At 57.3% G+C, this 10,363-nt stretch carries 10 protein-coding genes; 3 read left to right on the top strand and 7 right to left on the bottom strand.

What is annotated here, in order from left to right; all coding sequences use genetic code 11:
- The first annotated feature begins 401 nt into the window (after positions 1-401).
- Positions 402-1,991, top strand: coding sequence for a bifunctional phosphoribosylaminoimidazolecarboxamide formyltransferase/IMP cyclohydrolase (gene purH / locus ABLV11_RS05425; RefSeq protein ID WP_049127489.1), 1,590 nt, complete (start codon positions 402-404; stop codon positions 1,989-1,991).
- A 15-nt stretch (positions 1,992-2,006) separates the two neighbouring features.
- On the top strand, positions 2,007-3,299 hold the full coding sequence (purD, locus tag ABLV11_RS05420) for a phosphoribosylamine--glycine ligase (RefSeq protein WP_016809147.1): 1,293 nt from the start codon (positions 2,007-2,009) through the stop codon (positions 3,297-3,299).
- On the opposite strand, the gene zraR is transcribed toward purD, so the two are convergent.
- Both zraR and zraS read right to left on the bottom strand, forming a co-directional pair.
- Complete coding sequence (gene zraR, locus ABLV11_RS05415; RefSeq protein ID WP_049095050.1) at positions 3,296-4,627, bottom strand: sigma-54-dependent response regulator transcription factor ZraR; 1,332 nt, start codon at positions 4,625-4,627, stop codon at positions 3,296-3,298. The two genes, purD and zraR, sit on opposite strands and share 4 nt — an antisense overlap.
- Complete coding sequence (gene zraS / locus ABLV11_RS05410; protein WP_126489608.1) at positions 4,624-6,012, bottom strand: two-component system sensor histidine kinase ZraS; 1,389 nt, start codon at positions 6,010-6,012, stop codon at positions 4,624-4,626. Before zraS ends, zraR begins: the two co-directional genes overlap by 4 nt.
- Before the next feature lie 251 nt (positions 6,013-6,263).
- Between zraS and zraP the strand changes: the two genes are divergently transcribed.
- A complete protein-coding gene (gene zraP / locus ABLV11_RS05405; RefSeq protein WP_126489609.1) occupies positions 6,264-6,698 on the top strand; it encodes a zinc resistance sensor/chaperone ZraP in 435 nt (144 codons plus the stop codon).
- A gap of 3 nt (positions 6,699-6,701) precedes the next feature.
- On the opposite strand, the gene ABLV11_RS05400 is transcribed toward zraP, so the two are convergent.
- The 5 genes from ABLV11_RS05400 to hemE form a co-directional block, all read right to left on the bottom strand.
- Entirely contained in the window at positions 6,702-7,394 is a 693-nt protein-coding gene (locus ABLV11_RS05400) for a DUF1481 domain-containing protein (RefSeq protein ID WP_004109689.1), read from the bottom strand.
- Positions 7,395-7,406: 12 nt separating this feature from the next.
- Entirely contained in the window at positions 7,407-7,679 is a 273-nt protein-coding gene (hupA, locus tag ABLV11_RS05395; RefSeq protein WP_004097675.1) for a nucleoid-associated protein HU-alpha, read from the bottom strand.
- Between the two features lie 186 nt (positions 7,680-7,865).
- Positions 7,866-8,456, bottom strand: a complete 591-nt coding sequence (locus tag ABLV11_RS05390) for a YjaG family protein (protein WP_004117118.1) — start codon at positions 8,454-8,456, stop codon at positions 7,866-7,868.
- A gap of 42 nt (positions 8,457-8,498) precedes the next feature.
- Entirely contained in the window at positions 8,499-9,170 is a 672-nt protein-coding gene (gene nfi / locus ABLV11_RS05385) for a deoxyribonuclease V (RefSeq protein ID WP_126489610.1), read from the bottom strand.
- A gap of 9 nt (positions 9,171-9,179) precedes the next feature.
- Entirely contained in the window at positions 9,180-10,244 is a 1,065-nt protein-coding gene (hemE, locus tag ABLV11_RS05380) for a uroporphyrinogen decarboxylase (protein WP_004109692.1), read from the bottom strand.
- Positions 10,245-10,363: the final 119 nt, after the last annotated feature.

Below are 10,363 nucleotides of genomic sequence, written 5' to 3'. Positions count from 1 at the left end.
TTTTTCTCTTCAACCAACCGGCTGTTTGTGTGAAGTGATTCACATCTGCCGTGTCGATGGAGGCGCATTATAGGGAGTTCCCGGGCATCCGCAATAGTTAAATTGCAGAAAAATGACTGACTGCTGCATTCCCCAGCAAAACCCCGCTTTATACCCTGTTACGCACAGAATTATCCACAGATGACGGGCGATACCCCAAAACAAAAGCCACGCCACCTCTCTATATAAGCCGTCGTTCAGGGCTAAAAAGAGAAAGATAAAAATTCGCGAGCGTTGCGCAAACGTTTTCGTTACAATGCCGCGCTATAACAAGGATGCCCGGTTGGGTGCGTTAGGTGAGTTTTTAGGCAAAAACTCACCTAACGCTCTCTGTAATATTCAAATCCTGGGGATTTAATACCATGCAACAACGTCGTCCAGTCCGCCGCGCCCTGCTCAGTGTTTCTGACAAGGCCGGTATCGTCGAATTCGCGCAGGCGCTTTCCGCTCGTGGTGTCGAGCTACTGTCTACGGGTGGTACCGCACGCCTGCTGGCTGAGAAAGGTCTGCCGGTTACCGAAGTCTCTGACTACACCGGTTTCCCGGAAATGATGGACGGACGCGTGAAGACTCTGCATCCGAAAGTTCACGGCGGCATTCTCGGCCGCCGCGGCCAGGATGACGGCATTATGGAACAACACGGTATCGCGCCTATTGATATGGTGGTTGTTAACCTGTATCCGTTTGCTCAAACCGTTGCCCGCGAGGGTTGCTCGCTGGAAGATGCGGTAGAAAACATTGATATCGGCGGCCCAACCATGGTTCGCTCGGCGGCGAAGAACCATAAAGACGTCGCCATCGTGGTGAAGAGCAGCGACTACGATGCCATTATTAAAGAGATGGATGCGAACGAAGGCTCCCTGACCCTCGACACCCGCTTCGACCTCGCCATTAAAGCATTCGAACACACCGCCGCCTACGACAGCATGATTGCCAACTACTTCGGCAGCATGGTTCCGGCCTATCACGGCGAGAGCAAAGAAGCCGCTGGCCGCTTCCCGCGCACCCTGAACCTGAACTTCATTAAGAAGCAGGATATGCGTTACGGTGAAAACAGCCACCAGCAGGCTGCCTTCTATATAGAAGAAGAAATCAAAGAAGCCTCTGTCGCCACGGCACAGCAGGTTCAGGGTAAAGCCCTCTCCTATAACAACATTGCCGACACCGATGCCGCGCTGGAATGCGTCAAAGAATTCAGTGAGCCGGCCTGCGTTATTGTGAAGCACGCCAACCCATGTGGCGTAGCGGTAAGCACCTCTATTCTGGATGCCTACGACCGCGCATACAAAACTGACCCGACCTCAGCCTTCGGCGGCATTATCGCGTTTAACCGCGAACTGGATGCCGAAACCGCGCAGGCCATCATCTCCCGCCAGTTCGTTGAAGTGATCATCGCACCGTCTGCGACGGAAGAGGCCCTGAAGATCACTGCTGCGAAACAGAACGTCCGCGTTCTGACCTGCGGTCAGTGGACGCAGCGCGTGCCGGGTCTGGACTTCAAACGCGTTAATGGCGGCCTGCTGGTTCAGGACCGCGATCTGGGTATGGTCACAGAAGGCGAACTGCGCGTGGTTACCAAACGCCAGCCGACCGAGCAGGAGCTGCGCGATGCGCTGTTCTGCTGGATCGTTGCGAAATTCGTTAAATCTAACGCCATTGTTTATGCCAAAGAGAACATGACCATCGGAATAGGCGCAGGTCAGATGAGCCGCGTTTACTCTGCAAAAATCGCCGGGATTAAAGCAGGCGATGAGGGACTGGAGGTGAAAGGTTCGGCAATGGCCTCCGACGCCTTCTTCCCGTTCCGCGACGGTATTGATGCCGCCGCTGCCGTTGGCGTGAGCTGCGTCATTCAGCCCGGCGGTTCTATTCGCGACGAAGAGGTGATTGCCGCCGCCGATGAGCACGGCATCGCGATGATCTTCACCGATATGCGCCACTTCCGCCATTAATTCACGGAGCAGACGATGAAAGTATTAGTTATTGGCAACGGCGGCCGCGAGCACGCCCTGGCCTGGAAAGCGGCGCAGTCGCCAAAAGTCGATACCGTTTTTGTCGCCCCGGGTAACGCGGGCACCGCCCTGGAACCAGCGTTGCAGAATGTGGCTATCGGCGTCACCGATATTCCGGCGCTGCTGAGCTTTGCTCAAAGCGAGAAAATTGATCTGACCATCGTTGGCCCGGAAGCGCCACTGGTGATTGGCGTTGTGGATGCGTTCCGCGCCGCGGGGCTGAAAATCTTCGGCCCAACGGAAGGCGCGGCGCAGCTGGAAGGCTCTAAAGCCTTCACCAAAGATTTTCTTGCCCGCCATAACATTCCGACAGCGGAATACCAGAACTTCACCGAAGTCGAGCCCGCGCTGGCATACCTGCGTGAGAAAGGCGCGCCCATCGTTATCAAGGCCGACGGCCTGGCCGCCGGCAAGGGCGTGATTGTCGCCATGACGCTGGAAGAAGCGGAAGCCGCCGTTCAAGACATGCTGGCAGGTAACGCCTTTGGCGACGCCGGGCACCGCATCGTCATTGAAGAGTTCCTCGACGGCGAAGAGGCGAGCTTTATCGTGATGGTCGACGGCGAGCACGTCCTGCCGATGGCCACCAGCCAGGATCATAAACGCGTGGGCAATGGCGATACCGGCCCGAACACGGGCGGTATGGGCGCTTACTCTCCGGCACCGGTGGTAACCGATGAGGTTCACCAGCGCACCATGGAACGCATTATCTGGCCAACCGTAAAAGGTATGGCAGCGGAGGGTAATACCTACACCGGTTTCCTCTATGCGGGCCTGATGATCGACAAACAGGGCAACCCGAAGGTAATCGAGTTCAACTGCCGCTTTGGCGATCCGGAAACCCAGCCGATCATGCTACGCATGAAATCGGATCTGGTGGATCTGTGCCTCGCCGCCTGCGACGGTAAGCTGAATGAGAAAACCTCCGAGTGGGACGAGCGCGCCTCGCTGGGCGTCGTGATCGCCGCCGGTGGTTATCCGGGCAACTACAGCACCGGCGATGAGATCCACGGCCTGCCGCTGGAAGAAACGGCAGACGGCAAGGTCTTCCACGCCGGCACCAGACTCGCTAATGACGATCGCGTGCTGACCAGCGGCGGCCGGGTACTCTGCGCCACCGCACTGGGTCGCACCGTTGCTGAAGCGCAAAAGCGCGCTTACGCCCTGATGAGCGATATCAGCTGGGACGGCAGCTTTAGCCGTAACGACATCGGCTGGCGCGCTATCGAACGTGAGCAAAACCGCTAACGGCTGAGCTTTGCCAGCAGCGTTTTGCGCGTAATGCCCAACTGACGGGCGGCTTCAGTTTTGTTGCCGCCCGTTTTTTCGAGCGCCGCGAGGATCGCTTCTTTCTCTACCTCCACCAGCGGCTGAATAACATCATCACCGTGCAACACGTCCGCAACTGGCGTACCGGCAATTGCCAGCGGCAGCTCGCGTTCGGAGATGTACTCTCCGGTCAGCAGGACCACCGCCCGCTCCACCGCATTTTCCAGCTCGCGAATATTACCCGGCCAGGCGTAGTGGATCAGCAAGTCCATCGCCTGTGGCGTAAATCCCTGTACTGCTTTACGGTTACGCTCGGCATACCGTTGCAGGAAATAGCGCGCCAGTTGGGGGATATCCTCCCTGCGATGACGCAGCGGCGGCATATCGATAGTCACGACGTTCAGGCGGTAGTAGAGATCCTGGCGAAAACGCCCGGCGCTGACCTCTTCGGCTAAATCCCGGTGGGTGGCGGCAATTAGCCGTACATCGACCGAAAGGGTCTGATTGCTGCCCACCCGCTGCACTTCACGCTCCTGAATCGCCCGCAGCAGACGCACCTGCATCAACGGCGAAATATCGCCAATTTCATCGAGGAAAAGCGTACCGCCGTCCGCTTCAACGAAGCGCCCCTCTCGCCGTTTGTCCGCGCCGGTAAAGGCGCCCTTCTCATGGCCAAACAGCTCCGACTCCAGCAACGACTCGTTGAGCGCGGCACAGTTGAGGATCACCAGCGGCCGGCGGCTGCGAGCGCTGCTGGCGTGCAGCGCCCGCGCGACCAGCTCTTTCCCTGTGCCCGACTCGCCGTGAATTAATACCGTCGCATCGGAGGGCGCAACCAGGGCGATATTGTTCAGCAGCGCCCGCATCGCCGGGCTATCCCCCACCATGCCAAACTGGGCGGCCGGGGTCCCGGCAACGGGAGACTCGCTCTGCCGGGTGTGAGCCAACGCCTCGGATAGCGTCAGCTGCAGCTTGTCAAAGTCCAGCGGCTTAATCAGGTAGTCCAGCGCACCGGATTTCAGCGCTTCCACAGCGGTGTCGACGCTGGAGTACGCTGTCATAATCAGAACGGGAATCGACGGATTCAAGGTTTTGATCTCTTTCAGCGTTTCGATGCCATCCATCTCCGCCATGCGGATGTCGCATAGCACCAGATCAAACACCTGCTCGCGCACCTGTTCCAGCGCCTGTATGCCGTTGTAAGCCAGCGCAACCCGATAACCCCAGCCCCGCAACAACGCCTGTAAGATAGTGCAGTGGCTGATGTCATCGTCCACCACCAGAATATCGACCTGCTCGCCACTCATCCTTGTTCATCCTTCTGTTGCCCATTAACCGGCAAATAGAGCGTAAATAGCGCGCCCTTGCCGGGAGTGCTCTCGGCGTCAATTGTTCCGCCGTGCTGCTCAACGATGTTCTGCACCACCGCCAGCCCCAGCCCGGTGCCGTCGGCCTTGGTAGTGAAGTACGGTGTGAAAATGGCCTGTAGCTGTTCCGCCGTCATCCCTTTGCCGCTGTCCGCAACGCTCACCTTTACTCGCCCATCGCCGCACTCTCTCACCGCCACCGTAATCACGCCATCGCGGCCAATGGCATGGATAGCATTGAGATAAAGGTTGAGCAGCACCTGTTTTAAACGATCCGGATCGGCCTGGATGCGGCATAGCGCGGGCTGCGCGATAAACTTCAGAGATATCGCCCGGCTGGCGGCATCCTGGCTAACCAGTTGAAGCGAATGCGTAATGACTTCATTTAAATCAACCGATTGATATTTTAAATGCGCCGGACGCACCAGTTCCAGCAGCTCGCTGACGACCCTGTTCAGGCGATCGGCTTCTCTGGCCATCACCAGGGCCAACTGATGCGCTTCGCCATCGGCTGGGGTCCGCTCGGCGAAATACCTGGCCAGCCCTTTTATGGATGATAGCGGGTTGCGGATTTCATGGGCGACGCCCGCGGCCAGATGACCGAGCGCCAGCAGCTTTTCTTTTCGCGCCGTCGCTTCCTGCAGCTGCTTGCGCGAACGCTGATAGCGGCGGAACCAGAACTGCGCCAGCACCGTTGCCGTCATGACTACGCCTGCCGCGCAGAGCATGATGACCATATTGCGCAGGCCACGAGCATGGTCGGCATCCAGCTCGCGGGTATCAAAGGCAATAAAAATGACCTGGGGCGCCTGATTACGGAGATCGGCAGATTCGCGACGCATCATCATGCGCATATGATGCCCACCGCCGTTAAGCGGGCGAAACTGGCGATAAATCTCCAGCGCCGGCTCCGGTTGTTCGAGTCGGCGCCAGCGCTCCTCGCTACCGATATTCAGCTCTCGCAGGGTGCTGGCGGGGTAGAGCGACTCACCGACCCGCCGCGGGTCGCTATGGGCGATAATTTTACCGTTCTCATCTGTCACCGCGAACCACAGCACGCCGGGCTGCCAGGCCATCTCCTCCAGTAGCGCCTGTAGCTGGGAATGATGCATACGCATTCCCATTCCGACCCGGGTTCCGGACTCAAGAGCGCGAATCAGCACGCTGCCTTTTTCCTGGATAGTCTGGCGTGCGGCTTCATTTTCACGGCCATAGTCACGCACGATTAACGCAGAAAACAGGCACACCAGCAGCAAGATAAGGCCGGTTAACAACCAGCTCAGCCCAACGGCGATGGAATCCTTAGACAACCGCATCACGTTCATGACAACTCCCTTTCCTCAGACACCGCATAGCCCAGCAGAAATCATGCCACTATTCCGCCGCCTCTAACCTCTCCCTGAACGCAAACCGGGAAGGCGATCGAGTAAAAATGACCCGCTGCCCCCTTTACCGCGAGTCATTTTTACTCGCTCTCGTCCGCTGAAAAGCATTCAACGCCCGATATCCTGCGGCCTTTCCACTCTGGCACGGAAGATGCAAATCACTGAGTAACCATAAGGCAGGAGAATAAACTATGAAACGGAACAAAAAAATGACGCTGACGCTGATTGCCCTCGCCGCGCTGACTTTCGGCAGTAGCTCAGCCTGGGCAAGGCACCACTGGTATAACGGTACCGGTATGGGCCCCCAGGGCTATAGTCAACTGACGACCGACCAGCAGGCCACTGCCCAGAAGCTGCATAATGATTTCTATGAGCAAACCCGCGTTTTACGTCAGCAGCTCATTTCAAAACGCTATGAATACAACGCGCTGTTAACCACCGATAAACCTGACAGCGCGAAAATCGAATCCGTCGCCCAGGAGATGGACGCTCTCGGTCAGAAGCTTGCCCAGCAGCGGGTGAAGTTCGATCTCGCATTAGCGCAGGCGGGTATTCCTCGCGGCGAGAGGATGGGACGTGGAGGCTGCGGCGGAGGCCGCGGTCATATGGGGATGAACCACTGGTAAGGTTCAGAAGCTTTTTTCGGTCGGCTGCCAGGTACAGAAGTCTTCGTTTGCCACCAGCAGCAGCTGAGAGCCTTCCGGCGCTTCCAGCCACGCCACGCTCACCTCGACGGATGAGTGGTTCTGACGACGCTCAATATGCGCCAACGCCAGCGTATCGAGGTCAGGCTTCACGGTCTGACCTTCGCAGGTGGTTACCGTCCTGTCAGCATGCCACCGCCCCTGGCGCAGCATGACGCGTCCCTGACGCAGTGCATCGCTGGTCTGGCGTATTTGCTCTGCCCGATAGCGATATAGCGCAACCTGATCGCTGGAAAGCTGCTGCTTCTGCCCATCGATTTCACGCTGCATAAAGCTGAGTTCGCCTTGCGCATCAAACCGGGCGCGAATATGTTCCGGCGGTTTGCCGTAGACGTTGAGCTCGATCAGCGCGAGCTGACCATCCTGCCAGCGATACTCGCTGGTCGAGGTATTACCATGACGCCATGGACTGAAGGCGGCAAGGAGATGGACCTCGCCGTCGGAATCTTTGCGCCAGATACGCATCGCCCCCTGGTTTTCCGCGTAACCGCTGGCGGTAAACGGCGGGAGAGAGGAATCATGGCTGCAGGCAGTGAGCAGCAATACGCCCGCCAGCGCCAGCGTGCGGCGCCAGATAGACAAAAGGGGCCGACAAGCCCCTTCGATAAAACTGTACACTGCCACGCGGTCTTACTTAACTGCGTCTTTCAGAGCTTTACCTGAAACAAATGCCGGTACGTTTGCTGCGGCGATTTTGATTTCATTACCGGTCTGCGGGTTGCGGCCAGTACGCTCAGCGCGGTGGTTCACTTTGAAGGTACCGAAACCAACCAGTTGAACAGCATCACCTTCTTTCAGAGACTCGGTAATTGCAGCCAGGGTAGATTCCAGGGCAGCTTTCGCCTGTGCTTTGGACAGGTCAGCTTTGTCCGCAATTACATCAATCAGTTGAGTCTTGTTCATAAGTTATCCTTACAATGTGTTTATCGCTTGCTAAGCATCGAGTGCGACGGAAATGCCTGAAAAGCACTCTCCTGCATACACGCACCGATAGCCACGTTTTTTCGCCCCCCAAATGTAGACCAGACGGGGGGCGGAATGGAAGCCTTCAGACGCTACAATTCAGGCGGTAAATCACGTTTTCTGGTCTCATTGCTGAAAATTTATACCAATATTGCTCTCACCGGCCTCGCGAAGGTCTGCACGTAGCCCTTTGATCAGTTCAATATCGCGTTCTTCGCAGTCGGCCAGAAGACGAAAAATCTCCCACTGAATATCCCATTCTTGTTCGACAGCCGGGTTTTCTTTGAGCTCTTCGTCGGTCATTTCGCGACCAGCCTGGGTCATTTCCAGCATCGCAACGGTGGTGATCGAACTCTTGCTGACTTCGATGGCGTGTTCGAGCGTTTCGCCGCTTAGCCGCGAATGAAGCAGTTCACTCAATGCGACGCAGGCATCGATGGCCGGATAGACGCCGTACAGGTCGTAATCATCAGCGGCCGGAATCGCCTCTTCCAGCTTTTCCAACTGGCTGTCGAAATTCACCTTCGCATCTTTTACCGTCAGCGTTTCCCAGATCAGATCGAGGATACGGCGATAAAGCTGGCCATCGGCAAATTCCGTTTGCTGACAGAACATAGCGTAGTTGGGGTACATCCGCTCGCACAGGCAGGCCATAAAAGTCACGTGCTGCCAGCTTTCCAGCTTCTCCAGGCGCAGGTGAATCGGGTTTTGTAACATGATGAAATCTCGAAGTCAGAAATTAGCCGCAGTGTACCTGAATCAGTCGCGATTTGCTTGCCAACGCACAAACGCCGGACGCCGGGACGCCACCGCATCGGCCCAGCGCGTTGGCTCAGGCAGGCGATAGCCTTTCAGGCAGCGCTCCACCCACATCAGCGCGCTATCCAGGCCAACGCGGTGCCCGGTACTCACAAACAGCGGATTGCAGCGCTTTTTGCTGCGCAAGACCCACGCCAGCTGTTCGCCTTTATCTAACAACGGCGCCAGCGCGCCGGGTTCATCGCCCAACGGCCCGAACTTACCGCACAGCCGTTTTTTCGCCACGCCGATAGTCGGTACATCCACCAGCAGGCCAAAATGGCTGGCGACGCCGAGGCGGCGCGGGTGGGAAATACCGTGGCCATCAACGAATAACAGATTCGGCTTTTGCGAAAGTAGCTCCCATGCCGCCAGCAGCGCGGGGGTTTCGCGAAAGGAGAGGAAGCCGGGAATGTAAGGCATCGTGGTCGCGACGCGCGCGACCTGATACTCCACCAGCTCCAGGGACGGATAGCTTAGCAGTACCATCGCCGCCCGGGTGATCTCTCCCTCTTGCTCAAAACCGACATCCGCTCCGCCGATCAGCGTCGGCGGATCCTGTTCCAACCGATCGCCTCGTTCAACCGATGCCGCCAGGCTGAGCTGCTGTGTGCGTAGCGATGACAAATCCATATTCACTCCTTAACGGTGGTATTGCGCCGACAACCGGTGCACTGCCTCCACAAATACGCCCGCATGTTCCGGGTTAACATCCTGATGAATTCCGTGCCCGAGGTTAAAGACATGGCCTTCACCCTGGCCAAACCCGGCGAGAATAGTCGCCACCTCTTCTTCGATACGCGCCGGAGGGGCATACAGCATCGAGGGATCCATATTGCCCTGCAGGGCGACTTTATGACCGACGCGACGACGCGCATCGGCGATATCGGTGGTCCAGTCGAGTCCCAGCGCATCGCAGCCTGTTTCCGCCATCGCTTCCAGCCACTGCCCGCCGCCTTTGGTAAATAGCGTCACCGGCACGCGACGGCCATCGTTTTCACGCAGCAGCCCATCAACGATTTTATGCATGTAATAGAGCGAGAACTGCTGGTAGTCGCGGCCGGTCAGCACTCCGCCCCAGGTATCAAAAATCATCACCGACTGCGCGCCCGCTTTGATTTGCGCATTCAGATACAGCGTGACGCTTTTCGCCAGCTTATCGAGCAGCGCATGCAGGGCCTGCGGCTCGGCGTACATCATCTTTTTAATTACCGTAAACGCTTTGCTGCTGCCGCCTTCCACCATATAGGTTGCCAGCGTCCACGGGCTGCCGGAAAAGCCGATCAGCGGCACTTCTCCCTTCAGCTCACGGCGAATCGTGCGCACGGCATTCATCACGTAGCCAAGCTCACCTTCCGGGTCAGGAACGGGCAATTTATCGACATCGGCTTTGCAGGTAATGGGCGAGGTAAAGCGCGGGCCCTCCCCGGCTTCAAAATAGAGCCCCAGCCCCATCGCATCCGGGATGGTGAGAATGTCCGAGAAGAGTATAGCCGCATCCAGCTTATAGCGGCGCAGCGGCTGCAGCGTCACTTCACAGGCCAGCTCTGCGTTTTTACACAGCGACATAAAATCGCCCGCTTCGGCGCGGGTGGCTTTATATTCCGGTAAATAGCGGCCCGCCTGACGCATCATCCACACCGGGGTGACATCAACCGGCTGGCGTAGCAGCGCGCGCAGGTAACGATCGTTCTTCAGTTCGGTCATTTTTACATTCCTTTAGCGTTGATGCGCCAAGTTTATACACAAAATCCTTCAAAGTGGACCAAGGCGGCAATTGAATGAACCCCAGGAGCTTACTCAAGTAAGTGACTGGGGCAAGTGAA

The sequence above is a fragment of the Klebsiella sp. GW_Kp181 genome (genome assembly GCF_040062315.1).
Lineage (GTDB): Bacteria > Pseudomonadota > Gammaproteobacteria > Enterobacterales > Enterobacteriaceae > Klebsiella > Klebsiella oxytoca.
This window is presented reverse-complemented; position numbering and strand designations above follow the sequence as displayed.